This window comes from Actinoplanes sp. ATCC 53533 (genome assembly GCF_003947245.1).
This window is the reverse complement of sequence record NZ_QHHV01000158.1, coordinates 1-25873: the sequence shown is the minus strand read 5'-3', so window position 1 is coordinate 25873 and position 25873 is coordinate 1. Positions and strand designations below refer to the sequence as shown.

Below are 25873 nucleotides of genomic sequence, written 5' to 3'. Positions count from 1 at the left end.
CATGCCCGGCCCGGCCGCAGGTCGCCCTGCGGCCGGGCCGGGCACGTGGTCGCGCGGTGGGTCCGGGACGATCTCGTGCGGTTGTCGGCCCGGATGACGCGTACGGGATGGGTCAGCCCCGGCTGTATTTCTCCCACCAGGTGAACGCCGTCCGGTAGGCCGTCGGTGTGTCGTCGGCGGCGTGGTTGGCCAGCCCGTTCTTGCCGAAGTAGTAGTCGTGGATCTGGTTGGCGGCGGGCGTCGCCAGGTCGGTGTCCGAGACCGCGGCGGCGTGGATGTGGTACGGCCACGATCCCTGGGACGGGGTGCGCAGCCAGGCGGCGAAGCCGACCGTGCGCAGCGCCCGCACCGTCTCCCAACGCTGGGTCGTGGTCAGGTTCGTCGCCGTGATGTCGACCACGCCGCCGCCGTCGTGGGTGCCGGCCGACGTCGGGTCCGTCGTGCTGTAGGAGCCCTGGTCGAGCGCCAGGCTCCAGGACAGCATGCCGTCGGCCGCCGCGAGCATGTCGCGGGTGCGCGCGTTGACCCGCGCGCCGCCATAGCTGCTGCTCCGCGAGCCGGTGGACACCGGCCTGGTCACCGTGAACCGGCCGCTGCCGAGGCTGGTCAGTGAGGTGGGTCCCGGGTAGCCGTTCGCGTCGAGGCCCGAATACCCGAGGGATCGCTGCCAGGCGGCGTAGGCGCTGACCGTCGAGGTCCCGTAGTGCCCGTCGACCGCGCTGGACGCGAGCAGGCCCTTCGCGTTCAGGGCGCGCTCCACCTCCAGCACGTGGGCGGACGCTCCCGGGGTGAGCCCGGTGTCGGCCTTGGGCGGGTCGACCTGGGCGGCGAGCAGGACCATCTCCATGTCCACGGCCGGGAGCGCCGTGGCCCGCTCGGCCAGCAGTGCGTTCGCGCCGATCGCCGCCACCGCGACGGCCGTGCCCCGGGAGAGCAGCCATCGCCTGGACCGGCCGGTTTGCAGGGCGCGAGAATTCATTGTCGAGTCCATTCTGTACGGAGAGGCTGCGCTCGGATCACCAAACCAGAGCGCGGCGCGGCGGGGTAGGTGCCGAAAGGGCCACCAATTTCTCCCTGCGGCGGCGCTGCCTCAGTGCCGGCGCAGGCCGGCGATGACCAGGTCGACCATGCGGCGCGCGTGGTAGCGGGTGTCGTTCTCCACGCCGATGCAGAGATTGCCGACGCCGCGCAGCAGGTCGTAGGCGGCCAGGTCGGGGACGATCTCGCCGGCCTCGGCGGCGGCGGCGAGCAACTGGGCGCACACCGGGACCAGGCGGTCGAGGAAGTAGGCGTGCAGGCTCCCGAAGGCGGCATCGTCGGACTGCAACGCCCCGGCGAGGCCGTGCTTGGTGACCAGGAAGTCGACGAAGAGGTGGATCCAGCGCGCCAGGGCGGCGTGTGGCGTGGCGCTGGTCGCCAGCAGCGCCGGGCCCGCCTCGGCGCACGTCTCGACCTGGTGGCGATAGACGGCGACGATCAGATCGGCCCGCGTCGGGAAGTGGCGGTAGATCGTGCCGACGCCGACGCCGGCCCGCGCGGCGATGTCGCGCACGGGCACCTCGACGCCGGACGCGAGGAAGGCCGCAGCCGCCGCGTCCAGCAGGGTCTGCTCGTTGCGCCGGGCGTCGGCGCGCTTCCGCGGGACCGCCGGCCCCGATCCGCTGGCGTTGTCCGCCACTGCGCCGCCACCTCCACTTGGCAAACGGAACCATGTTCCGTATATTGGTTAACGGAACACGGGGGCTCCGCTTGTTCAGCATGACAGAGCCGGCGGGCCGGACCAAGCCACGTGGGAGGAAAATCATGCAGTACCGCACCTTGGGCCGCACCGGTGTGCAGGTCAGCACGCTCGTGCTCGGCGCGATGAACTTCGGGAAGATCGGCAGCACCACCCAGGAGGAGGCCACCGCGATCGTCGACGCGGCGCTCGACGCCGGGATCAACCTCATCGACACCGCCGACATGTACAGCGACGGCCAGTCCGAGGAGATGGTCGGCAAGGCCATCGCCGGCCGCCGCGACGACATCGTGCTGGCCACCAAGGCGGCCATGCCCATGGGCGACGAGCGCAACCATCGGGGCAGCTCGCGCCGCTGGCTGGTCACCGAGCTGGACAACAGCCTGCGCCGGCTCGGCGTCGACCACGTCGATCTCTACCAGGTCCACCGGTGGGACCCGGCCACCAGCGACGAGGAGACGCTGTCGGCCCTAACCGACCTGCGGCGGGCGGGGAAGATCCGCTACTTCGGCTCCTCGACCTTCCCCGCCTACCGCATCGTGCAGGCCGAGTGGGCCGCCCGGGAGAATCACCTGGGCCGGTACGTCACCGAGCAGCCCAGCTATTCGATCCTGCAGCGCGGCATCGAGACCCACGTCCTGCCCGTGACCGAGCAGTACGGGCTCGGCGTGCTGGCGTGGAGCCCGCTGGCCTCGGGCTGGCTGTCGGGCGCGATCCGCGCGGGCCGGGAGATCACCACCAGCCGCTCGGCGATCATGCCGCAGCGCTTCGACACCGCCGTCCCCGCCAACCGGGCCCGGCTCGATGCCGTCGAGCGGCTGGTCAGGGTCGCCGACGAGGCCGGCCTGACCCTGATCCAGCTCGCGCTCGGATTCGTCACCGCGCACCCCGCCGTGACCAGCGCGATCATCGGCCCCCGCACGACGGACCACCTGCGCGCTCAGCTCGCGGCCGCGGACACCGTGCTCTCCGCCGACGTGCTCGACGCGATCGACGCGATCGTCGCTCCGGGCGTCGACCTCGCCGCGCACGAGAAGTTCGACACGCCGCCCGCCCTGCTCGACCCGGCGCGGCGGCGCCGCTGATCGCGCTACCAGGCGTCGGGGTTGTGCACCTGGTCCGCGACCGTGGCTACCCCGTTCGGGTAGTGCCCCGGCCAGTCGGTGACCACGTGCAGCAGGGTGCGGGACATTCCGCCGTCGGGGCGGCCGCCGCAGTCGCCCAGCCGGGCGGTGGCCAGGCGCGGCTGCTCGGCCAGCAGCCGGCGCAGGGCCCCGGCGTCGCCTGTGTGGATCGCCTCGACGGCGGCGACGGTCAGGGGGCCTCCGTGCCAAGGACCAGGATGTCGCCGTTGTCTGCCACACCTGACGCCGTAGCGGCCGAGCCCGCCGGTATCGTGGGGTCGGGCGCGGCCGCGACCCGAGTCCGGATGGGAGTACCGCACTGGTGCACGGGCCGGCAGACGGGGTGCGGCTCCGGCCGGCCCGGCCGGGCGAGGCCGAGCGGCTCAGCGCGTTGGTCATGCGGTCCAAGGCCGCGTGGGGATACGACGAGGCGTTTCTGGACGCCTGCCGGGAGCAGCTGCGGATCCGCCCCGGCGACGTCATCCGGCGGCGCACCGTGGTCGCCGAGCGGCGCGGGAGACCGCTCGGTGTCGCCACCCTGGACGGCGACCCACCGGACGGCGAGCTCGGACTGCTCTTCGTCGAGCCGGACGCGATGCGCCAGGGCGTGGGCCGGGCCCTGTACCGGCACGTCCTGGCCGAGGCCGGCCGGCTCGGGTTCCGCCGCCTCGCCATCGACGCCGACCCGCACGCGGTGCCGTTCTACCGGGCCGTGCACGCCGAGCCGGCGCCCCTGACCGGGCCGCCCGCCGCCGGACCGGCTGCCGAGGATGCGCTGGTCCCGCTGCTGGCCTGGCCCCCGGCCCGCGAGCCGTCGTGGTCGGCGGCCTGGGACGGCGGCACCCCACCGGTCATCGTCGGCAACGCCGCCGAGTTCAACGGCCAGTTCGGCCAGGATGTCCGCGGCCCCGACCACTATTCGTGCCTGGCCGCGTTCTGCGCCGCCCGCCCGGCGCTGGTCCTGCTTCCGATGCCCGTCGAGGGCTGGTGGATCGAGCATGTGGGCGCCGTGCTCGGCTGGGCAGGCGTGCGAGTGCACAGCGGGCTTGCCGGCGACGCCCGGGTGTGCGCCGCGGTCGGCGCCCGGCCGGAGCTGCTGCGCCGCGTGACCGCCGAGCATGCCCGGGTGCTGCCGTGGGGGTGGACAGCGGATTTCGCGGCGATCGCGCCGGGCCCGCGCGACGCGCTGCGGGCCGTGCGGCGCTACGAGTCCAAGCGCCACGCGCACACGCTCTTCCGTGCGCTGGCCGGCGAGCATCCACGGATCGCCGTGCCCGCCCAGCGGCCGCTGGGCTCACCCCGGGCGCTGGCGCGGGAACTGGCCGACGGACGCCGGGTGGTGCTCAAACGCGAGTACGGCGTCGGCGGGGCCGGCGACCCTGATCGTCTCCGGGGACACCCCGGGGCTGCGCCCGCTGCTGCGGCGCTGGGCCCGCGACGGGGCGCTGGTGGAGGAATACGTCGAGGGTGACGAGGTCCACCGCGACATCACCTTCGATGCCGTCGTCGGCGCCGACGGCTGGGTGCATCCGGTGGGCGCCGGGCTCATGCACGTCGACGGGACCGCCTACCGCGGCGTCACCGTCGGCCCCGGCGTGCTGCCCGACATGCTTGCCCGCGCCGCGGCCGGGTTCGGCACCGCCGTGGGCCGCGCGCTGGCCGCGGACGGCTACCGCGGATGGTTCGACGTCGACTTCGTGGCCACCGCGTCGGGCCGGCTGGCGCCGACCGAGATCAACCTTCGCCTCACCGGGCCGGCCGTCGCGTTCCATGTGCAGGCCGCCCTCGACCGCCTGCGGGGCGGCCGGCACATCGTGCGGACCGCGGACCAGCTGCCGCTGGGCGCTCGCCTGCCCCCGGCCGCGCTGCGGGAGCACGTCGCCGACCTCGCCCTGCGGTGCCGGAGCCTCGGCGCCACGCTGCTGGTCACCATCCCGACGGCCGCGTTCGACGCCGCGCCCTATCTCGGGGTGGCCATCGCCGCCCGGACAGCCTCGGTCGCGGCCGCGGCCGAGACCGCCGTGCGGCAGGCCAACGCGGCCCTCGGTGACCTGTTCCGCGACCTCGCGCTCAGTCCGTCCGGCGACCGCCGTGCGGCAGGCCAACGCGGCCCTCGGTGACTTGTTCCGCGACCAAGCGCTCAGTCCGCCCGGCGACCGCCGACCGCGAACGCCGCCAGCGCCGCCGCGGCCAGCATCAGCGTGACGTTGAAGCCGTAGACGAGCGCCGCCTGGCGGGGCCAGTCGGCCTTGGCGGCCAGCCGGTAGAGGTTGTCCTGCGGCCACCACGCCACCAGCAGCCACCCGATCGCCAGGTGCGCGAGCGCGGTCCGCCCGGCCGGGCGCCCGAGCCGGGCCAGCGGCGCCCGGCCGAGGAACAGGAACGCGACGCCGGTCCCGAACGACAGGCACTCGATCACGTAGAGGACCCGGAACAGCCCGCCCACGGCGAGGGCACCGCTGCCACGTCGGTCGAGCCTGGCCACAGGTGGTCGGTGAGCAGCAGGGCGGCAGCGGCGGCGGCCACGACCAGAAAGAACGCGGCCACCGCGCGCCCGGCCGGGCCGGCCGCCGCACGGCCGTGCTTGCCGACCGCCGTAGCGGATAGGGGCGGCAGCGGCAGCGCGGCACGGTCCACCGCGCCGGAGTCGGACCGGGGCAACGCCCGCATCGGCACCACGGCGCGCGGGACCGACTCAGCCGGCAGCCGCGCCTCGGCCAGGAAGCTCCGGATCTGCTCGGGCGTGGCATCGTCGGTCTCTACGTAGGCCACCAGGATGTCGCCGGAGTGTCCGGCGGGGACATTCACGACGGCGCATCCACGCACCAGCGGATGGCGCAGCAGCACCGCCTCGACGTCGTCGTGCTCCATGCCCGGTCCTCCACGCGACTTCGGCCGATCGGTGCCCGGCCACCGTGGTCCGGATCTCGATCAGCGTAGTCGGCCCGGCCCAGCCGGCTGAGCAGGCCGGCTGAGCCGGGCGTGGTCACGGGCGGTCGGCCCGCCACCGGTCGTGGTGCACCGCCGCCCGCACGTGCCGGCGCTGCCGCCAGCCGTGCCGTTCCAGGTCGGGCGTCTTCTCCAGGTGGGTCACCGGGCCCAGGCAGAGCCAGGCGACCGGCCGGATGTGCTCCGGGATATGCAGCAACTGCCGCAGGAACTCCTCCCGGTAGAACGACACCCAGCCCACGCCGAGCTCTTCGGCGGTGGCGGCCAGCCAGAGGTTCTGGATCGCCAGGCAGACCGAGTAGAGCCCGGCATCGGCGATGGCGTGCCGGCCCAGCACCGACGGGCTGCCCCGGTCGGCGTCGTAGGTGACGACGATCGACATGCTGGACTCCAGCACGCCGTCGATCTTGATGCGGGCGAAGCGGTCCGCCGCTTGCCCGGTCAGGCCCGCCGCGAACACGTCCCGTTCCTGCTGCACGTGGCGGTGGAACCCCTCCCGCAACTCCCGGTCGCCGACCAGGATGAAGTCCCAGGGCTGCGACAAGCCGACGCTGGGTGCGGCATGGGCGGCGGCCAGGATCCGGTCGAGCACCTCCGCCGGGACGGGCGCGCCGGTGAACTGCCCGCGCACGTCCCGACGGCGGTGGATGACGTCGTACAACTCACTGATCATGGGCCACCCTACGGGGTCAGCCGCAACTGCCCGTCCCGTACGGTGCCTCGAGCTGCGTGGTCACCGGCGCTCCGGCGGCCGTACCGGTGACCTTGACGGTCACCGTGCCGGCCGGCACCGCCGCCTTGCGGGTGTTGAAGGACTGGTAGGCGGCCTTGCCCGGGGCGACGCCGGTCACCGTTCTTGATCCGTACGGCGTGAGCAACTCGATGGTGAGCGGCACCTCGCCGGCGTTGCGCACGTTGACCGCCAGGTGGACGTTGGCGCCGACGCACTGCGTTCGGGCCTGGGCCTCCACCTCCCATGCCGGCGCCGTCTCAAGCTCCTGCTCGGCCCGGACCGCCTGCGACACGACGAGGTCCCGCTCCGCCGCGGTGAAGACGCCGGCCGCCACGAACGCCTCGGCGGTGCCGGTCACGGCGGCGACGAACGTGCCGTGGCTGGCGAAGGGCGCCTGATCCCACACCAGGTCGAGAAAGGTCGGTCCGTCGGTGCCCGGCGACGGGATGCCCGCCACGGGTACGTCGTACTTCGGCAGGCCGTCGTTGCGCTTGCGGTTCGGCACCCCGGTGTCGATGGCACCGAACACGATCGACGGCTCGACCCGGCGGAAGTACGACGAGACGGGCTGGGTGTCGCTGACGTGGTACGGCCGCAGCGTGAACCCCTGCGCCGTGAAGGTCGGGTCACCCGCCGGTGTGGTGCTCTCGTGGGTGATCGCCGCGCGGGCGTAGTCGCCGTCCCGCTTCAGGTGGCGGTAGAGGGACAGCTCGCGGAAGTTGCCGCCACCCGGGTTCCCCACGATCTGCAGGAGCACCGGGCCCCAGAAGACCGCCTGGGTGTCGGGGCGGTCCAGCGCCCGTTCGATCCGGAGGCTGAACGGCATCCGGATCTCGACGACGTCGCCGGGCTGCCAGCTCCGGCTCAGCGTCAGATAGCTGCCCGGTGCGGCGGTCCCGGTCTCCGCGACCCCGTTGACCGTGACGAGGAAGCCCTTCCGCACCCAGCCCGGCACCCGCAGCTTGAGGTCGAGCCGGCCGGTGCCGTCGATGGTCAGCCTGGTGCTGTCCGCCCGCGGATAGGTCGTCTGCTGCGTGACGGTGAAGCCCTTCTCGGCCCAGGTCAGCGTCGAGGCCGCGTACAGGTTGACCCACAGCGTCGTGCCGTCGGCGGACTTGAGATAGATCGTCTCCTGGTACTTGGTGTGGTTTTCCAGGCCGGTGCCGCCGCAGCAGGTGCCGGTGTTGCCGTAGCTGCGGGCGGATCCGGGCGTCAGCGGCTGGAAGTAGGTGACCTGCGGGTCGCTCGTGGTCGTGGTGTCGGCCCGCGACCCGGCGATCATGTTGAGCAACCCGCGCTCGTAGTAGTCCATGTACGCCGGGTCGTGCTCGTGCAGGAACAGGTTGCGGGCCAGCTTGATGAGGTTGTACGTCGTACAGGTCTCGGCGCCGCCCTGCGCGATCGCGTTGGCGATGTTGTCCCGGTTCTGGAACAGCTCGGTATTGTTGTTCGAGCCCGGATAGTTGCCGCCCGCGCCGCCGCTGGCGAACGCCCGGTGCGGGACGACCATGCCGTAGAAGTTCTTGGCGGCCGTGAAGTATTCCTGGTCGCCGGTCTGCTCGAAGACGCGCAGGTAGCCGATGAACTGCGGCACGTGCGTGTTGGCGTGCAGGCGTTCCGGGCGGCGCCGGCCGGGCCTGTTCTGCGGGGTGACCACGAGGATGTCCCGGTTGTCGACGCAGGCGCCGAACAACGACTCCCGGTTGTCGAAGCACTTGGCGGTCGCCACGTGCTTCGCGTCGCCGGTGAGCGCGGCGATCTCGGGGAACACCTCGTTCGCGCCGCCGAACTCGCCGCCGATGTAGAGGTCCCACATATAGTTCAGGTTGTCGCGGGTCAGCGGGCCGGTGTAGTCGGGATGGTTCTTGTCCCCGAGGGTCAGCGCGAGGTGGGCCCAGTCCGCCATCTTGACGACGACATCGCGGGCCTGCGTGTTCCCGGCGTGATAATAGGCGTCGAGCAGGCCACGCATGATCTTGTGCTGGGTGTACCACGGCGCCCAGGTGTTGGTGTCCGCGTTGCCGCCGTAGACGGCCCAGCGCGGCGGGCCCAGGCGCAGCACCGCGTCCTCCGGGATCGCGCCGAGGTAGCCGGGATGGGTCGGCACCCAGTCGTCGGCGCCGCTCTCCCGGGCCGCCACGATGCCACCGTCGCGATGGTTGGCGGAGGCGTCGGTGAGGGTGGTGCCGCCGTCCTCGTCGAAGCGGTACCAGGCGATGCTCCCGCCGCCGGTGCCGCCGGCCGGGGAGTCCAGCATCGACAGCAGCTCCGCCCGGCTCAGCGCCCGGTCGAAGATGTGAAACTCGTCGACGGTCGCGTCCAGGAAGGGGTCGCCGTACTGCGACCGCCCGATCCACCGGTTGCCGGGGTTGCCCAGGCTGGCCGGGTTGAGCGTCATGCTCGTGTTGGTGCCGACCACCTGGCCGTTGACGTACAGCGTCCCGGTGGTCTGCGCGAGCGTGACGGCCAGATGGACCCACTGGTTCGTCGGCAGCGCGGCGGTGCCGTTGATCCGCTGCTCCTGGCCGGATCCCCCGACGGTGATGGCGAAGCGGGGCACGTCACCGGTCACCCCGGCCCGCGGGGTCAGGAACATGTTGACCGTGGTGTTCTGACCGAAGTCGAACAACCGGCTCCAGCTCTGCGTGGACCCGAGGTTCACCCAGGTCGCGATGGTGAAGTCGGCGAGCTGGTTGATCGCCTCCTGCGGCAGCGTCACATACTGCGCCTTGCTCGGCCCGTTCAACCGCAGCGCCTTGCCGTAGCGGCCCGGCACCCGGTCGATCTGCGGCTCCGGCGGCTCCTCGCCGCCCGGCCCGCCGGTGCCCATCCGGGCGGTGATCGCGGCCTGGCATGCGGCGAGCTCGGCGACCATCCAGTCGAGCTTGGACTTGTAGACCGCCTCACCCTGATCGGCGTACGCCTGCGCGAGCGCGGTCAGGTGATGGCCGGCCCAGTGTCCGCTGAGCAGCCCGCCGTCCTCCCAGCCGCCCGGCACCGCGACACCCGCCGGGTTCGGCCGGCCGGCCTGGTTGTTGAACAGCACGAGGAAGCGGCGTTCGTCGTACTCACGCAGGAAGGCCTTCATGCGGTCGCGCTTCTCCTGCAGCAGGCCGCTGCCCAACCGCACGTCGCTCAGCGCGAACGGCCTGACCGGGGCGGTGCTGCCCGGACCGAGGGCGGCGGCGAGCGGAACGGCCGCGGCGGCGAGCGGAGCAGCCTGGGCGTCGGGCGCCGTGAACACGCTGGTGCCGGCGACCGCGCCGGCGGTGAGGGCGGACGCCTGGAGGAGTTGACGTCGGTTGAACGGAACCTCGTCGAATCGGGCCACTGAAGGTCGTCCCTTCCACGGAAGCAGCACCTTGCCTGCGCGCCTCGAAAACCTTTTCGGGAATGCTGTCAGCAGGTTCCGCCCGTGTCAACGCTCGTCTTGGAGGGACGGCTATTGACCAGCAGGAAGAGTGCGCGATCCGGCTCAGCCGGACCCGCCGAAACATTTCGGAGCGACAGGTCGCGACAAGACAAATGCTGCCACGGCGCGGCGAGGCGCCGCCACCCGAGCAGGGCGGGCTGTCGCCGGGATCAGCGATCCGGCCGAGTCAGTCGACCCGGGACTCGTCGCCGACCTGAAGCCTGCCCACGTGAGCCAGCCACCTCATTGCCTCGACCGGCAGCCCTCACCTGGGCCAGGGCCTTCTTCCCTTCGGCGCATAGACGCAAATCAGCGGACGATTCGCACTCACCATGAGGTCCAGGCCCTCACCCGGGTTGCTCCCGAGACTCCAGATCAGTTCGTTCGCATAGGCGGACAGCGCGCCCTCTTGATCCATGAAGACATGCGAATAGCTGAGCCACCAGCCGACCGGAAACCACGATCCCCCGATCGCCGCACCTATCGCCTCGGATTCATCTCGATGTCTGTTGCCCACACCCACCGGGTCAACGAGGAAGGGTTCACCGTTGCTGAAGTTCGGACCGTCCTCACGGGCCGGTCCGATCTTCAGGCCACAGAACGACTCCAGAAAATCGACGATCACGGAACTCTTGGTGTATCCCTGCGCTTCCAAAGCCTGGACAGCAGCGGACACATCAACACGTCGCCCAGGATGCCAGCCGGCGGACAGAAGGGCAGAAACCGTTGCGGGATCCAGACGTGACCTGAAGTCCGCGGGTTCACCGGCCACTAATAGTTCACCCCCAGGTCATCCATCACTCGCCGACAGGCTCTGCACGGGGTAGCAGGCGAGCCGTGATCCCCCTTCGGCGTATCACTGACGTGCACCGTGGTCATCGTTCCGCCGCGAACCCCCGCCTCGCACTCTCGCGCATATGCCTTACTCAAGCACTGCATCTCCGCGCACCCACCGTTCATCGGGTGATCGTGCTCCTCAAATTTGTCTGCCATATCATCCGGAACGGCAACAGGTTCCTTGTTGTCCGACCGATAGACATGACCGCTCTGAGATTCATATTCAGCGGCGAAGTCGCTGCCCCGCATTTCACCTCTGTCGGCCTGCGCGTCGAGGGACGCCTCGCCGCAGTTGTGGACGAGGACCGGCTCGTCGCCTGCGATCACATAGTACGTGTGGCTGCGACCGGCGGTTACGCTACGTCACGCCTGGCTTCACCTGCGACTTCAGGCGGGTCCGCCGTCCCGAAGAACCACGATCATCGATCGTGACAGCAACGTTGACAGCAACCCCCACGCACCAGGACGACCGGAGGCGGACCGCTGGACACGACCGAACCCGCGGAGCACTTCTACGCACCCGAAGGAGATTTGGCAGCGGCCGGCGCCGCGAGGATACGAGGCCGCCCCTCCAGCCTCAAGGGCGCTACCCGTCTCCCAGCGACCGCCCTACGGGCGGCCCTTGACCCCGGAGACCTCTACGGCCCCGCAGACGCCAACACCGCGCGGGCAGACGCCTACGGCGCCCACCCAACCGCGCCGCGCCACCGACCGCCACCAGGAGAGTCGAGCAGCAACGGGTGTCAGCGAGGTCGCTTTTAGATAGCTTCGCACCACTATCAGTTGAAGAGTCTGGCTAAGAAAAGCTATACGTAATCAAGAAGCGGCCCGGCACAAGGCCGGGCCGCGCGCACGCGCTCAAGGCCTACGGCCCGCGCGCACGCCACACTCAACCGATACCACCTCGCGCGATCCGTGGAATGCGGCCCTCACGAGCATGTATCGACCTTCGTAAATATACTTGATCACCTGACATCAGCCGTGACAGCAACGGAGGCGCACGCGGAGCACCGTCGGCGCACGAAAATGCCAACGACGCCACATGCCGCCGATGTTCCGCTTGCCACTCGGAGCCAGATTTAAAGCGGCCGCCAAGAATAGAATTTCATTCACTCCACGCTCGCGGATCACCCCCCTTGCCTAATACAAGTCCAAGCTCATTCAGATAAGACAACTGCTCTTCGTTCATATCTTCGCTAGTCAGTCTACCGAGCGAACTCACCAACCCCGCGCGCAACGGGTGAGTTTCCGAGATTTCGAGAATCGCGTGTAGCTGCGCCTCCCGCACCCGAGAATGCCTCTCGACAGACGCCATATTGGCTAGCACGAGAACGACCGATTCAGCTTCCTCACGATCGAATACGGTCGCCCAGTCGCTCGCGTTCTCCGCGCCTGCCTCCCGCCCCTCTACGTCAACTGCCATGATGCGCCTGAGCAGCTGTATCAGGTCCTCAGCACCGACAGCCATCACAACCCCGGGAACTGGCTGGGCCAAGGTATGTGCGTCGCATTGGCTGCGTCAGGATTGCAGTTGGGGCTATTTGGATTGTGAGATTGATGGTGGAACAAATTCCCGGCTTCATCTTGATATTGACGACCAATCTGCACCCTATATGCCTCGCCTGTCGCGGAGTTGGATCCGGCCGGCGCTGTACCGTCGGGACCATGAATCCGAAGACGCACGGTCTTTCCAGCATCATTGGTCCATTTGAATTCTAGCCCATACTGCGACCCGCCATTCGGGTGCGGCGTAAGTTCCCGCACGCTCGCGTTATCGGGAACGATACTCATCGGGTCCTTACCTCTGAGATCATATCCGCCGCAGTTGTGCACCAGCACTGGCGTGTTGCCAGCGAGCACATAGTACGTGTGAAGGTCGCTGACCGTCAGGTTGTGAACAGCCGCCTGTCGACTGGTCCACCGTTCGATCGCGGTGATCTGCACGAAGGTGCCGGCGCTGGTCTGGAGCCACTGACCAGGCTTGAGAGCCGAAAACATCCTGCTCCCACTCTCCATCGCCGGCCGTAAACCCGACAAGACCTGGTACGACACCGTCATCAGGACCGTGGGACTCGCCGACCGGCTCGGCCACCGGCCCAGCCAACTGTCCGGCGGACAACAGCAACGTGTCGCCTGCGCCCGCGCTCTCATCGCCAGACCTCTGCGCGAACCCACCCCCGACACCGTCCTGGACCGGCTCAAGCACCTCGACTCGGCGGTGAATCTCTAACGGGGCGCTGCCCCAGCCCGACGAGGCGTGTGTGGTGGTGGGGCTCCGGTCGTGGGATAGACGGTGACCGGTTTCCCGGTCCCGTTCGTTGAACCACTCACAGTGGTTGGTTGCCGTGAGGCGATCCTCAACGACCGGAGCCTTGTTATGACGCTACCGCGCAGCGCCGGTGATGTCCTGGGCCGTCATACGGCGTTCGAGATCGAGTCGATCGATCGGATGTACTGCAACGTGTACCAGCCGCGGTTGCAGCACCCGAAGGCGGTAGCTGGGTTCATCCGGTATCACTTGGGCTGCCCGGTGATCTCCAGCGCGGTCCTCGCGCCGATCAGTGAGGCGTTCGTCACCGCGATCAAGACGTTCGCGCGGCAAGGCCGGATCCCGGTCGTCGACTTCGTCAAGGGTCAACGCAAAGACGACGTGATGCATGAACACCTGGCCGGTTTCACCGCTGACGAAGGGGTGGTGTTCATCGGTCGCGCTCAGGAGAAGAACGGTGTGTTCCGCACCGAGAAACGCCGCAACTCCCTCGGGCTGAGCTACCCGTGGATCGTGCGGGCCACCGCGATGGTCAACCAGTGGTACTTCTACTGCGTCGACACCGACTTCGGTCCGTTCTTCCTCAAGTTCAGCTCCTACTTCCCGTATACCGCGAAGCTCTGTGTCAACGGCAACGAGTACGCCAAACGCCAGGCCGTCAAGGCCGGGATCGGGTTCACCGCCCTGGACAACGGCTTCGCTACCTGTGAGAACCCGACCGCGGTGCAGGCCATCTGCGATCAACTGTCGGCGGAGAAGATCGATGCTCTGCTGCGTAAATGGCTGCGGATCCTGCCGCATCCGTTCACCGACGCCGACCAGGACACCGGCTACCGTTACGACATCTCCATCCTGCAGGCCGAGTTCTGCCTGACCCAGACACTGCACCGGCCGGTCGACGGCAGGATCTTCTTCGACCAGGTGATCCGGGACAACCTCGACATCGGCCGACCCGACCAGGTCAGCCTGATCTTCGACCGGCGCATCCAACGCGGACGTCAACACCCGACCCCGGGCCGGTTCAGGACCCGGATCATCACCGACGGTGTCACGCCCAGCCTGCACATCGACTACAAGACCAGCAAGATCAAGCAGTACCACAAACTCGGTCGTGCGTTGCGCACCGAGACCACCATCAACGACACCCGCGACTTCGCCATCGGTAAACGGCTGCACAACCTGCCCGCCCTGCGGCAGATCGGCTTCACCGCCAACCGACGCCTGCTGCGCGTCCAGACCATCAGCCACGACCCCACCGACGGCGCCACCGCGATCACTACCATCTGCCGGCCCGTCACCACCGACACCGGTACCCGCGTGCCCGGGCTACGCCTGACCGACCCCCGCGCCCATGCCCTACTGGCCACCCTGTGGCAGTTCCGGCTGCAACCCGCCGGGTTCACCAACCACGACCTGAAACACCACGTCGCGGCCCTGCTCGGACACACTCCCGACCAGATCACCACCAGTCAGAGCAGCTACGACCTGCGCCGGCTCCGTGTTCACGGCCTGATCACCCGGATCCGCGGCACCCACCGCTACCAGGTCACCGACACCGGCCTGCACCACGCCCTGTTCCTCACCCGCCTACACGACCGGTTCCTCCGCACCGGCCTAGCCGAACTGTCCGACCCCGACCCACCAACGCCATCACCGTTACGCACCGCCGCCCGCGCCTACCAACACGCGATCGACGGCCTCAGCCGACACGCCGGGCTCGCAGCCTGACCCGGCCGATCCCCGGTCACCACACCAAAACCGGCTCTCGATCAACAAAACCTGACTCAAATTTCACGGCTCCCGCCGCTCAAGCCCTCTAGTGCTCCGCGCCACGCTGAAGAGTCTGCTCTCCCGCAAGCTCCGCCTCGCACTGTCCGGCTTCGCGATCATTCTCGCGGTGCTGTTCTCCGCCGGCTCGCTCGTGCTCGATGACGCGCTCGGACGCGCCTGCCCTGGGCAGCGGGCGAGGCGTTGCTGGTCCTGAAGTCAGGCCGGGACCGCGGCCTGACCGACAATCCGCGGATCGCGGAACTGCACCGGCCACCCGACCACGTGGCGATCAAGTACGCCCGGCTGGAGAAGCTGGCCAGGGCCGCGCGCACGCCCGGTCCCCGGGCCGAGCCCGCGCCGCACCATCGCAACCCTCGACACATCCAGGGTAAGTACATCGTGAGCGTGCTGGACGTCGCGATACCTCAAGAGGTAGCGGCACGGGTCGGCGCGACGAACGTCATGCTGCTGGACGGATGCCTCGGCTGCACGCTGACAGACGAACAGGTGGAAACATTACGCGCCGACCCCGACGTCGACTACATCACCGACGACGCCGTCCTCGACCTACGCTGACCGAAAGAAGCACCGCTCAGCCGACATAGATCTTGGTCGCGACCGAGAACTCCTCCGCGCCCGAGACAGCGAACACGACCAACGAGACGAGCGCGACCACCGCCGCCACGACAACCATCCGCAGGAACATCGACGACATGCTCATACCGGTTCCCCTTCCCCGTGTGATCCCGCCACAGTAGGACGGCGGCCACCGCACGGCTGTCAAATCTTGGACTGGGTGCCGGAAGCCGAACACAGGGTGCTGCGCCAATTGGGCTCGGCGGCCTCAGACAAGGAGCCATCAGGTCTCCATCAATCCCCCACAAACCAGAGGTAGAGATGTGATCCATTCTCGACCTGATGGCAAAGCCTTTCGATCTCCAGCGCCAGTTCCTCGCCCAGCGCCTCCCTGAGCCATTTTCATCGTGGCGGTGCAGGTCACGGGCAGTGCGGGAGGCCGGTGTCCACGTAGGACGAGGCTCCCGGTAAGACAGCAATCGACCAAGATCAGATGCCCCAACCGGGAGCCTCGCTGTGCTGTCTTACCCTGCCGCGATTCCGTTGTCCACCCGCAGCCTGAACCACCTCGCCGCCCTCATCCGCACCCACCGCCAGCAACGCAGGTCCCGGTGGCGGCGCCTCGACCCCGGCCAACAGGCCCTGCTCGCCCTGGCCCACCTACGCAACGGCGACACCCTGACCCGCCTGGCCGCCGGATTCCAGATCGGCGTCACCACAGCCTGGCGTTACGTCCGCGAAGCCATCGACCTGCTCGCCGCCACCGCCGACGACCTGACCACGGCGATGAACCGGATCCGGCTGCTCGCCTACGCGATCCTCGACGGCACCCTGATCCCGATCGACCGGGTCGCCGACCAGAAGCCCTACTACTCCGGCAAACACCGCCGTCACGGCGTGAACGTGCAGGTCATCGCCGATCCGGCAGGCCGGATCCTCTGGGCATCGGCCGCCCTACCCGGCTCCGTCCATGACCTGACCGCGGCCCGCACCCACGCCATCATCGACGCGCTGACCAGGGACAAGGTGATGACCTTCGCCGACAAGGCATACCAGGGCGCCCGCGGCAGCATCCGGACCCCGTTCAAACGCCACCGCTACCGGCCGAAACTCTCCGCCTGGCAGAAGAAGGTCAACCTCGCCCACGCGAAGATCCGCGCCATCGGCGAACGCGCCAACGCCACCCTCAAGACCTGGAAAGTCCTCACCCGGCTGCGCTGCAGCCCGCACCGCGCGACCCCGATCGTGCAGGCCATCCTCGTCCTACATCACGTCGAGAACCCGACCTACCGAGGATGAAAAGGCTCATGGATCATCGGCCACTCTCAGTCGGGATAGAGGTGAAGGGCGGATCGATACGTGATCGACCCGCCCAACAGCGATGATCCGCGCCAAATCCACCCGACTTGCGCTTGCCCGTCACTAGCCGTGTTCAGTTGAGGGCGGGCCTCCAGGCTCGTCGCGGACGACCCACTGCCCCACAGCGATCAGCCTGCTGCCATCGAAGAGCTCGATGGCAGAGCGAAGATCAATCGAATCCTGGTATTCCTCCGGAAAGATCAGGTCGAGCTCGACGTCATACTCCCGACCCAGCTGGAAGACTTGTTCCTCTCGGGCGGACCGCACGATACAGCTGGTGAAGCGATTTCCCACCTTCAACTGGGGACGAACTCCGCTCATCGCCGGGGTCGTGCGCCCGCCCTCGGATGTCGGCAGGAACGTCACTCGCGCTCGCACCGGCCGCTACCGCCGCATTCCGTTACAAGACATGCTGAATCCCCTGGAGAGCCTCATGGAATATGTCATTTTGTCTGCCGGGTTGCACGGTGACGACACCGTTTCGGAAGATCGACACGTCGATATTCCTGGAGAAGTCGAAGTGTGCTAGCGCACTCCGCTGGACGGTCACCTTGAGGATCGCAACCTTACTCGAATCCCAGTCGGCATAGGCCAGTGCCTCGTCTTGGGTAAAGGCGAACTGTCGGCCTTCAAGGCTGTTGCCACCGGGATGGAATCCTCCAGTCGCCTCGACGCCCTGGAACTCCCGCACGCCCACGGCGCGGTAGAGGTCGACCGTGTCGCCCTCGCCTTGCACGCTCTTCGCGGACTCCGCGGCATCATTGTCGCAGTTGTGGACGAGGACCGGCGCGGCGCCAACTACTACGTAGTACGTGTGGATGTCGCTGACCGTCAGGTTGTGAACGGCAGCCTGCCGACTGGTCCACCGCTCGATCGCCGTGATCTGCACGAAGGTGCCGGCGCTGGTCTGCAGCCACTGACCGGTCTCGAGCTCGGTGGCCCGGATCCACTCGCCCAGTTCGGGCACCCAGAAGGGGTGTCCGTCGGTCGCGGTTACCTCGGCGTCCGCGGTGTCCTTGTCCCCATCGGTGTCGATGGTGACCTTCACCAGGTGCTTGACGCCCTCACCCTTGATCTCGGCGGTGACCGTCTCCACCCGGCTTTCGCCGGTCTCCGGATCGGTGGCCTTGACCTCGTCGCCGACCTTGACGTCCTCGATCGGCTTGGCAGAGCCATCCGCCATGAGCACCTTGGTGCCCGGGACGAAGCTGTTGCATTTGCCGCCCTCGCCGCCACCCGACTTACCGGCGCCGCCTCCGCCGCTGCTGCCGCCGCTGCTGCGCGCGGAGCTACCGGAGGAGCCCCCGGGCTTGGACCCGCCGCCCTTGCCGCCACCACCGGATGAGGCCCCCCCGGGGTTGGCCTTGGCCTGGGCGTCCTTCTGCACCGGGTTGCCGGTCTTCTTCGAGGCGTTGGCAGCCTTGTTGCTGGTCGTATTGGCCTTTTCGGCGGCCTTCTTCTGCGCGGCCTGTGCTGCCTTCTTGGCCCGCTCGATCGCGGCCTTCTTGGCTTGCAGCGCCATGCGTTCCGCCGCCCGAGCCGCAGCCAGGACCGCTTCTGCCGCCTTCTTCGCCGTACGCCAGGCCTGGATGGCGGCGATGGTGCGGTCGATGGCCTTGGCGATCTTGCCGATCTTCATGACCTTGGCCCATGGGATGGCGCCGAGGATCAGGCTGCCACAGGCCCACAGGTCGCCGCCGAAGCAGTTCATCGCGTCGGTGAGTCCGATGAACTCACTGAGGATGCCCCAGGCCGCGGAGAGGATGATCGAGGTCAGCGACTTGTTGGCGTTGGCCTGTGCCTCCGCGACCTGAGCGGGGGTCAAGCCCACGCCGGCCAGCGCGGCGGCCATCTCCGATGCGGTGAGCGCGACCGATCCGACCGACAGGCCAGTGGGGTCGGAGTGCGTCACCGGATTGTTGTGCGCGTAGGCGTAGCCGTTGGACTGCAGCGGGTCCGCCAGATCGAGGACCGGGTCGGCCGACAGGAAGCGGCCCACCACCGGGTCGTACAGACGGGCGCCGAGCGGGACGTAGCCGGACGCGTCGTCCCGGTTGGCGCCGAGGAAGCCGTCGTTGGTCGCGATGTGCATGCCCAGCGGCACGGTGCCCCGCTGGTTGCCGAACGGATCCTGCTTGCGGATCCGGACCTGCATGCTGCCGCTGAGGTTGACCTCCGCGTACGGCGAGCCCTGGTGGTCACCGACGACGGCGTTCAGGCCGGCGGCGCCGAAGCCGTAGGCGTTACGGACCACCGTTCCACCCGGGACCGAGTAGGAGCGCTGGGTGTTGACCGGGGCGCCGCCCTGCTGGACGGTGAGCTCGGCCTCGCCCAGGTACAGGGTCGCTTGCTTGCCCTGAACGGTCAGCAAGCGCGAACCGCCGGGACCGTAGATGTGGCGGGTCTCGTTCTGCGCCTGCCACAGCTGCGCCGTGTTGGTGCTGGCACAGGCCGCGAGCACGATCGGGGTCGTGTCCGCGGTGGCACCGTCCTTGGCGGCGACGCACAGACCGGACGCGGGGTGGCTGAGCTGGTTGGTGGAGGACAGGCGCTTGATCTGCTGGGCGGCCGAGCCGTCACACTTCTGCAGTCCGAAGGCCGATCCCGCCGTGTTCGCGGCCGGCTGCAGGCACCAGCCGTCATGGACGGACATGGCGCCGACGTTGGCGTCGGACTGCCCCGGTGTAGGGGTGAACCGCCACTTCTGGGCGAGGCCACCGTTGCAGGTGTACAGCTGGATCGGCTGCGCGGCCACCGGCATGGCCGACTTGAGGTCGAGGCACTTGCTCGCCAGACCCACGTAGGACGTCTTGCCGTTCTCGCCCTGACCGGAGATCCGCTCGATCTTGCCGTCGTAGGTCCAGGCCAGTTCCTGCTTGTCGCCGTTCTGCTGCGAGGTGACGGTCTTGGTCTCACCGGTCAGCTCGTAGAGCCGCTCGGCCTCGGCGGTGATCGCGGCACCGGCCGGGGTGGTGTACTTCTTCGTCACCTTGGTCAGGGTGCTGGGCTGGCTGCCGTCGGCCTTGCCGTAGGTGTAGCCGGTGGTGGCGTCCTTGGCGGTGGCGCCGGTGATGTCTTTCTGCACCAGCTTGGTGCGGTTGCCGAGCAGGTCGTACTCGTACTCCTGCCAGTAGCCGGTGTTGTCCTTACCGGCCGCCACGTTGACGGTGCCGTCCGTGCCGACCGGGCCGGCGGTGCAGGATTCCTGGTCCTTGGCGGTCCAGGCCTTCTTCAGCTGGCCGAGCGGGTCATGCGTGAAGCACTGCCGCTCCTCGATGCCGACGGCTTGCTCGCGGACAGCCGTGACGTTGCCGGCGTCGTCGTACCCGTAGGAACGCTGGGAGACGAGGTTGCCACCGACGATGGTCTTGTCGTCGGTCTTCTCCCGGTACACCTGCTGTTGGGTGAGCGCACCGCTGGCGTCGTCGTAGTTGGCCAGGGCCCATACCCGGTAGGGCTGCGCGCCGAGCGTCGAGCGCATGAGCTGACCGTGCGGGGAGTAGGCCGTCTCGGCGCCGTACCAGTCCTTGCCGGACACCGACAGCGGCAGCCCGTCCTTGGTGTAACGGACCAGCAGCTTCTCCTCGGCGAAGCCACCGATGGCAGGCAGCGTCGCCGACTCCGTCAGGCCGGTGTCGGTGTAGGAGTAGTTGTACGAGTAGGAGGTCTTCAGCCCCCACGTGCTCGCCACGGTCGACGGCAACGTCAGCGTCGTCGAGGTCGGCTGGTAGTCGTCGGTGTAGCCACCGATCGACTGGGTGTACGGCAGCCCGTCGGTGTAGCGAGTGGCAGTGGCGGGCAGGCCTTTGCCGCCCGGAGCGTTGTCATAGGTGAACGAGGCCGTCAGCTGGCCGGATTTGTTGTTGAGCCGCTGCTCCGTCGGCCGGGACAGGTCGTCGTAGTCGTTCCAAACCGTGACGCCGCGGGCGTTGGTGGCGGTGAGCGGCCGGTCGTAGTCGTCGTAGCTGGTGCTGGTGACGCCACTGTCGGGGTCGGTGGCCGCGATCATCCGGCCGCGCCGGTCGTAGGTCCAGGACCAGGAGATCTTCGCGTTCTCCGAGTTGGTGGCCTTCGCCAGCTGACCACGCGCGTCGTACTGGTACGACATCGAGGTGAAGGCCGTGCGGGCGGCGTCGGTGAAGGTGTCCACCCGGCTGGTGCGGCCCAGGGCGTCCGAGTAGGTCCGGTACGAGACGGCGCCGGTCGGGTTGATCACCGTGGAGAAGTCCGCGCCGTACTCGTACTTGGTGGCCCGGTTCGGCATCTCGTCGCCGCGGAGGATCGGCAGTTCCTGGACCACCCGGCCGAGCCCGTCGTACTTGTAGCGGGTGGCGTTCGGCACCGGCGCGTCCGGCTTGAACAGCTGGCCGTTCGGGGTGCCCGCGGTGTAGTACGCGTTGTTGGTCTCGAAGACCTCGCCGGAGCTGTTGTAGAGCGTGTCGGTGATCAGGCGACCGCCGCCGGTGCCCTCCTCCTGGCTCTGCCGCTGCCGGCCCATTCCGTCGTAGATGGTGACGGAGGTCTGAATGCGACCCTCGTGTCCACGCGTCTTGGTGGTGACGTACGGGGGCTTGCGCTGACCGCTGTCGGGGTCGGTGGTGGGCGTGGTGTAGATCGCCTCGAAGTCCGGCACCGCGCTCGTGGCGCGGCCGGGTCCCCAGGCCTTCTGCATGCGGCCCAGCGGGTCGTACTGCGCCTGGCTGACGTGCCCGTTGACGTCGGTCGTCTTGATTCCGACGCCGCGACCCGGCTCTACTTCCCGGACCTGCTCGTGCTTCAGGTGGTTCTTCTCCCGGACCCGGAAGGCCTGGCCGGTGTCCGGCTCGTAGGTGATCGTGGAGGTGCGGCTGTCCCGGTCGGCCTTCGAGGTGACCCGGCCGATCCCGTCGAAGACCGTGGTTCCCTCGAGCTGGAAGCCCGTGCCGTCGGCCTTCAGCGAGTAGGTCTGGGTCGCGAGGCCGCGCGTGGTGGCGGGGAGGACGGCACCGTAGGCCAGGCCGTCGTAGGCGGTCCGGCTGGCGGAGCTCAGCGACGTCAGGTCGTCGAAGGTGGCGTCCGCACAGCTCGTGGCGCTGGTCCGGACCTGCTTGGTCAGGCCGATGATGTTCTTGCCGGTGTGGTGGACGTATTCCATCTTGGCGCACGACTCATCGCCGGTCTTGCCGGTGTCGCCGAAGGACTCGATGTCCGTGGGCAGACCGTATTCGTCGTCGTACTTGGTCCGGGTCTCGACCTTGCGCTCGGTGCGCTTGTCCTCGCCGGTGCCGGACGACTTAGTGAAGGTGACCTGCTTGGGCTCCAGGACCCGCCAGGCCTGCAACGGGCTGATGTCGTCGGCGCCGCGGTCGCGCCGGGCCAGTTCGACAGCCTGGGGGTACGTGATGCTGCGGGTGAGCCAGTCGTCGTCGGCCGCACCGGCGGTGGAGTAGGTGAGTTCCTCGGCGATGCGGCCGGCGAACGGTTCCCGGTCCTTGGCGATCTCCGCGCCGGTGATGTCGTCCACGCCCACCGTGTCGCCCATGCCGCGGAAGTAGCGGGTGACGGACTTGGTGCGCTTGGCGCCGAAGTCGGCGTTGTCCTCCCCGGTCAGCACAGTGAGCTGCTGGAAGCCGGCGAACTGCGAGTATGTGCGGGTGGACTTCTTGGTGAACTCGCCCTCGGCGAGCTTCCAGCCGGCGCTCTTGTACGCGTAGTTGGTGGTGGTGCCGAACGCACCGTCCACGGCGGGCAGTTCTTCGACGCTCGCCACGACGTACTTGTGGAACCAGTCGATGTCCTCCACCGCCGGGTCCGGGTGCCAGAAGGCCGGGTAGCAGAGCCGGGTGTTGGTCCTCAGCTCGGCGGTGTCGGCCTTGCCGGGCAGCCCGGAGCCGCTCGCGCAGTTACCTTCGGGCTTCTTGTAGCTGATGACGGTCTCGCCGCCGTACTCGTTGATGACCCGGCCGATCCGCAGCCGGGAGAAGCCCGGCCGCGGGTCGTTGGCGCCCCGCAGGACCCGGTTCGGCATGTTGTCCACGTTGGACTCGAAGCGCACCGGGTTGAGGGTGGTCTTCTCGTCGTCGGTGCCGTTGCGGCCGTAGCCGGTGCGGGCGATCGACTCCAGCCAGAGCGCGGTGTTCGGCCCGGTCTTGAGGATCGGGAAGGACTGCTTGAGCTGATAGTCGTCGACCGCCTGGCGGGCGGTGGTGTCGGTGCGCCGCTGCGCCATCGTGGTGATCTTGTCGAGGCGCTTGCGGGAGAAGAAGGTCGGCGCGGCGTTCCAGCACAGCACCTTGGGGGTGGGTGCGGCACAGCGCAGGTTGGCCGGGGTGTCGTACCAGTGGCGGTAGTCGCCCGGGTTCTTGCTGGTGAAGTTCTCCTCGCTGCAGGTGAGGGCACCCTTGTCGTAGCAGCGTTCCTTCACCGTGAAGGCGACCCGGGCCGGCGCGACGGCCGAGAACAGGTTGTCCTTGCGCTGGCCGTAGTCGATGTGGGTCAGGTAGCCCGCGCGGTGGTACGGAACCGGCTTCTTGAAGTCGAAGTTGCGGGCGTAGTAGTTGCTCTCGCGCTCCCACCACAGGCTCATCGCGTTGCCGTGGACGTCCTCGACGTAGTCGAGCGCCCAGCGCCATCCCTCGGTGCAGAAGGACTTCTTGTAGTCGTCGATCGTGGTGCCCTGGTAGCAGGGCTCGTCGGAGTGGTTGCTGTAGACGGGCACCGTCAGCACGGACTTGGTGACCGGGTCGTCGGCCGCGTCGCCGTGGTCGGACCAGCCGGGCAGGCGGTTCCGGCCGAAGTGGTACTTGGTGCCGTCACGGGTGGTGACGACCCAGTACTCGCCGTCCTTGTCGCCGTTGGCCAGGCCGGTGTCGAACTTCTGCTCGATCACGGAGCCATCGCCGTTGGCGGTGAACCACTTCTTCTTGCCCTCGTCCCACACCAGTTCGGTGCTCGCGCCGCCGAGCGACATGGTGGCGTTCTTGGAGGCCCAGCACAGGTCGGCCGTGCGGTGCTTGGTGTTGTTCGCGCCCGCTTTCTTCGAGTCCTGCCGGCAGTTGGCGTACGTGCGCGTGATCGCTCCCGCGCTGTAGTCCCAGCCGTCGCCGATCCAGGAGGCCTGGTTGTTGGTCGCCGAGGTGCGGCCGTCCACCGACTGCGACGAATACCCGAGGTTCACCTTCGGGATGAGGCCGCCGGCGGTCTCGGGCACCTGCACCTGGTACGAGTACGTGAACGCGCCGGACGACGAGCCGGCCGCCCAGGAACCGGAGGACAGCAGCGGCGTGGCGGTGAAGTCGCCGGCCGCCGACGCGCCGGTGTCCATCGCGCCGACGACGCCGCCGTTCGCGTCCACCGCGGCCCGGGTCATGACCCCGCCGCCGGCGCCGCCGGTGCCGGAGTCGTCGAGCAGCCGGTCGAGCGGCACGTCGGCGCTGACGATGCGCCGCTTCGACGCCCCCTTGGCCGCCTTGACGGAAGCGGAACTGCTGGCGGCCGACTTGGCGGAAGCGGAAGCCGCGGCGGCGGAGACACCGGAAGAAGCCGCGGCGGCAGCGGGCACGATCTGCACCTCGCTGGGCACGGCCTCAGCGGTCACGGTGGCGGATTCCTCGCCGGCCTCGCCGGTGGACTCGCACTCGCCGGTGCCGGGCGCGTCGTAGACACAGTCGGGCAGCATCACGATGCCGAACCGGTCGGCGGCCTGCGGGCCGTAGAGGTCGGCGAACGCCGTGTAGTCGACGCTGAGCGCGACCTCGGCGTCCGCGCCGGCGGTGACCGGCGGGACGATCTTCATGATCAGGCCGGCGACGTCGGAGGCCTGCGACGCCTCGGGCGCCGCGAGGTCGACGGTCCAGTTGCCGGCGAGATCGGCCGGGTCGCCGCCCTCGGGCACGCCCAGGGCGATCGGCAGATCGTCAACCGGCTTGCTGTCGCCGGGCTCGAGCCCGGTCAGGTCGACCACGCCGCTGTCTTCCTGCCACGGGGCGACGGCAGTCGGCTGGTACTCCTCGACCGGCACCTCGTCCGCGGTCGTGAGGTCGACCTCCGCCTGCTCATCCTGCTCGGCAGGTGTGTTCGAAGGCAGTTTCGGCAGGGTGACCGCGGTTCCCTCGCGGGACATGCCGTCACCCGGGACGCCCAGCGCCTGAGCCGGCAGGCTCGTGACGACCAGCGTCGCGGACAGGCTCAGGATGAGCGCCGTACGGAAACGGCGCGGCCGACGAAGGCCTGACCACCACAGCGGACCTGTTCCACGCATAACGAGTCGACTCCCACCCAGGCGCGCAGACGAAATGAGGTGTGAAAACACCGGGAATGCAGACGCCATCGACGGACGAGGCGCATGCGTGGGGGGACTCTCCAGCAGGGAGCGACCAAACTCAACATTACCGAGAGTCACCTAATCTAAATTTAAGTGATCCACGTCACTCAAATATCACGACCATGATCAGGCATAGCCGAGTTATGGGATTTAGCGGATAGGCGGGATATTCGGCGCGTCTTCCGCCACCAAGATCACCTAAATCGCCGATGTCTGGCCTAACCGGATCGTTGCGGTGCGCGACATTACGGATGAGTAACAACCACGGGGTAGACGACCCGACCCGGTGCTTGCGATCGTGTGCGCGCTTTCTGCCCCGACCGTCCGCCGGACAGGGCTGCCTGTGCCACCCCCCTTTCCGCTGGTCCCACGGGAGTAGACCGCCGTGACTGTGCCTCGTCCCTTCAGTTTCTTCGTGCGTTCGCGTACCAGGCTGATCTGCACCTCCGGCCTGCTGTTGGCCGCACTCATCGCCGCCACGCTGCCGTGGTGGCCGTCGACAGGCGACCGGCCTCCCGCGCACGGGGAGGGTGCCGCGCCGGGCTCCGTGCAGTTCCGGGACGAGGCGGCCGCCCTGGCCGAGGCCCGTCGGTCCAAGCAGGACGTGCTCATCGACACCGACACCACCGCCACGTCGCAGACCTGGGCGCTCCCGGACGGGCAGCGGCGCACCCGGACCCACGCGGTGCCGCAACGCGCCAAGGACTCCCAGGGACGGTGGGCGCCGGTCGACCTGAAGCTGACCAGCGCCAAGGACGCCCCGGGCGGGCTGACCGTCCGGCCGGGCAACCCCGCTACCCCCGT

At 68.7% G+C, this 25873-nt stretch carries 19 protein-coding genes and 3 pseudogenes; 9 read left to right on the top strand and 13 right to left on the bottom strand.

The annotated features are described in order from the left end of the window. Positions 1 to 112 precede the first annotated feature (112 nt). Together DMB66_RS41670 and DMB66_RS41665 are read right to left on the bottom strand one after the other, a co-directional pair. Positions 113 to 979, bottom strand: coding sequence for a peptidoglycan-binding protein (locus DMB66_RS41670; protein ID WP_125809646.1), 867 nt, complete (start codon positions 977 to 979; stop codon positions 113 to 115). A 111-nt stretch (positions 980 to 1090) separates the two neighbouring features. Beyond that, a complete protein-coding gene (locus tag DMB66_RS41665; protein ID WP_125809645.1) occupies positions 1091 to 1678 on the bottom strand; it encodes a TetR/AcrR family transcriptional regulator in 588 nt (195 codons plus the stop codon). 125 nt (positions 1679 to 1803) lie between these two features. Here DMB66_RS41665 and DMB66_RS41660 point away from each other — a divergent pair, with 125 nt between their 5' ends. Then, complete coding sequence (locus tag DMB66_RS41660) at positions 1804 to 2823, top strand: aldo/keto reductase (protein WP_125809644.1); 1020 nt, start codon at positions 1804 to 1806, stop codon at positions 2821 to 2823. Positions 2824 to 2828: 5 nt separating this feature from the next. Here the strand turns inward: DMB66_RS41660 and DMB66_RS41655 are convergent, their stop codons facing one another. Next, complete coding sequence (locus DMB66_RS41655) at positions 2829 to 3182, bottom strand: hypothetical protein (protein WP_125809643.1); 354 nt, start codon at positions 3180 to 3182, stop codon at positions 2829 to 2831. A 2-nt stretch (positions 3183 to 3184) separates the two neighbouring features. Between DMB66_RS41655 and DMB66_RS63040 the strand changes: the two genes are divergently transcribed. Both DMB66_RS63040 and DMB66_RS41645 read left to right on the top strand, forming a co-directional pair. After that, positions 3185 to 4333, top strand: coding sequence for a GNAT family N-acetyltransferase (locus DMB66_RS63040; RefSeq protein ID WP_199752930.1), 1149 nt, complete (start codon positions 3185 to 3187; stop codon positions 4331 to 4333). Next, the gene (locus DMB66_RS41645) at positions 4311 to 4982 is read left to right on the top strand and encodes a hypothetical protein (RefSeq protein WP_125809642.1); all 672 of its coding nucleotides are present in this window, start codon (positions 4311 to 4313) and stop codon (positions 4980 to 4982) included. Before DMB66_RS63040 ends, DMB66_RS41645 begins: the two co-directional genes overlap by 23 nt. 20 nt (positions 4983 to 5002) lie before the next feature. Here the strand turns inward: DMB66_RS41645 and DMB66_RS41640 are convergent, their stop codons facing one another. The 5 genes from DMB66_RS41640 to DMB66_RS41620 form a co-directional block, all read right to left on the bottom strand. Next, complete coding sequence (locus DMB66_RS41640) at positions 5003 to 5308, bottom strand: hypothetical protein (protein WP_125809641.1); 306 nt, start codon at positions 5306 to 5308, stop codon at positions 5003 to 5005. After that, positions 5278 to 5733 carry a hypothetical protein gene (locus tag DMB66_RS41635; RefSeq protein WP_125809640.1) on the bottom strand — a complete coding sequence of 152 codons (456 nt, stop codon included), beginning with the start codon at positions 5731 to 5733 and terminating at the stop codon, positions 5278 to 5280. Before DMB66_RS41635 ends, DMB66_RS41640 begins: the two co-directional genes overlap by 31 nt. 115 nt (positions 5734 to 5848) lie before the next feature. Beyond that, positions 5849 to 6484, bottom strand: a complete 636-nt coding sequence (gene bluB, locus DMB66_RS41630) for a 5,6-dimethylbenzimidazole synthase (protein ID WP_125809639.1) — start codon at positions 6482 to 6484, stop codon at positions 5849 to 5851. A gap of 16 nt (positions 6485 to 6500) precedes the next feature. Further along, positions 6501 to 9875, bottom strand: a complete 3375-nt coding sequence (locus tag DMB66_RS41625; protein ID WP_125809638.1) for a beta-L-arabinofuranosidase domain-containing protein — start codon at positions 9873 to 9875, stop codon at positions 6501 to 6503. A gap of 346 nt (positions 9876 to 10221) precedes the next feature. Further along, positions 10222 to 10728, bottom strand: a complete 507-nt coding sequence (locus tag DMB66_RS41620; RefSeq protein WP_125809637.1) for an SUKH-3 domain-containing protein — start codon at positions 10726 to 10728, stop codon at positions 10222 to 10224. A gap of 191 nt (positions 10729 to 10919) precedes the next feature. Here DMB66_RS41620 and DMB66_RS41615 point away from each other — a divergent pair, with 191 nt between their 5' ends. Next, positions 10920 to 11225, top strand: a complete 306-nt coding sequence (locus DMB66_RS41615; protein ID WP_125809636.1) for a hypothetical protein — start codon at positions 10920 to 10922, stop codon at positions 11223 to 11225. Positions 11226 to 12260: 1035 nt separating this feature from the next. On the opposite strand, the gene DMB66_RS66200 is transcribed toward DMB66_RS41615, so the two are convergent. Together DMB66_RS66200 and DMB66_RS66195 are read right to left on the bottom strand one after the other, a co-directional pair. Then, positions 12261 to 12584: a polymorphic toxin type 30 domain-containing protein gene (locus DMB66_RS66200; RefSeq protein WP_370320259.1), complete on the bottom strand. Its 324-nt coding sequence runs from the start codon at positions 12582 to 12584 to the stop codon at positions 12261 to 12263. A gap of 27 nt (positions 12585 to 12611) precedes the next feature. Further along, a pseudogene (locus DMB66_RS66195) lies at positions 12612 to 12779 on the bottom strand (hypothetical protein); the annotation flags it as partial. Positions 12780 to 12783: 4 nt separating this feature from the next. Here DMB66_RS66195 and DMB66_RS65360 point away from each other — a divergent pair. From DMB66_RS65360 to DMB66_RS41595, 3 genes and pseudogenes are all read left to right on the top strand, one after another. Then, positions 12784 to 12954, top strand: a pseudogene (locus tag DMB66_RS65360) (ATP-binding cassette domain-containing protein); the annotation flags it as partial. A 216-nt stretch (positions 12955 to 13170) separates the two neighbouring features. Next, positions 13171 to 14790, top strand: coding sequence for a hypothetical protein (locus DMB66_RS41600; protein ID WP_125809634.1), 1620 nt, complete (start codon positions 13171 to 13173; stop codon positions 14788 to 14790). A gap of 243 nt (positions 14791 to 15033) precedes the next feature. Then, positions 15034 to 15408: a hypothetical protein gene (locus DMB66_RS41595; protein ID WP_125809633.1), complete on the top strand. Its 375-nt coding sequence runs from the start codon at positions 15034 to 15036 to the stop codon at positions 15406 to 15408. Positions 15409 to 15424: 16 nt separating this feature from the next. Here DMB66_RS41595 and DMB66_RS65355 read toward each other — a convergent pair whose 3' ends face one another. Continuing rightward, positions 15425 to 15553, bottom strand: coding sequence for a hypothetical protein (locus DMB66_RS65355; protein WP_255441237.1), 129 nt, complete (start codon positions 15551 to 15553; stop codon positions 15425 to 15427). A gap of 371 nt (positions 15554 to 15924) precedes the next feature. Here DMB66_RS65355 and DMB66_RS41590 point away from each other — a divergent pair, with 371 nt between their 5' ends. Beyond that, on the top strand, positions 15925 to 16707 hold the full coding sequence (locus DMB66_RS41590; protein ID WP_125809632.1) for a transposase family protein: 783 nt from the start codon (positions 15925 to 15927) through the stop codon (positions 16705 to 16707). Between the two features lie 123 nt (positions 16708 to 16830). Here DMB66_RS41590 and DMB66_RS41585 read toward each other — a convergent pair whose 3' ends face one another. Together DMB66_RS41585 and DMB66_RS41580 are read right to left on the bottom strand one after the other, a co-directional pair. Continuing rightward, on the bottom strand, positions 16831 to 17133 hold the full coding sequence (locus DMB66_RS41585; RefSeq protein WP_125809631.1) for a hypothetical protein: 303 nt from the start codon (positions 17131 to 17133) through the stop codon (positions 16831 to 16833). Between the two features lie 34 nt (positions 17134 to 17167). Beyond that, positions 17168 to 25006, bottom strand: a complete 7839-nt coding sequence (locus tag DMB66_RS41580) for a ricin-type beta-trefoil lectin domain protein (protein WP_125809630.1) — start codon at positions 25004 to 25006, stop codon at positions 17168 to 17170. A gap of 478 nt (positions 25007 to 25484) precedes the next feature. Between DMB66_RS41580 and DMB66_RS41575 the strand changes: the two are divergent. Then, a pseudogene (locus DMB66_RS41575) lies at positions 25485 to 25873 on the top strand (hypothetical protein); the annotation flags it as partial.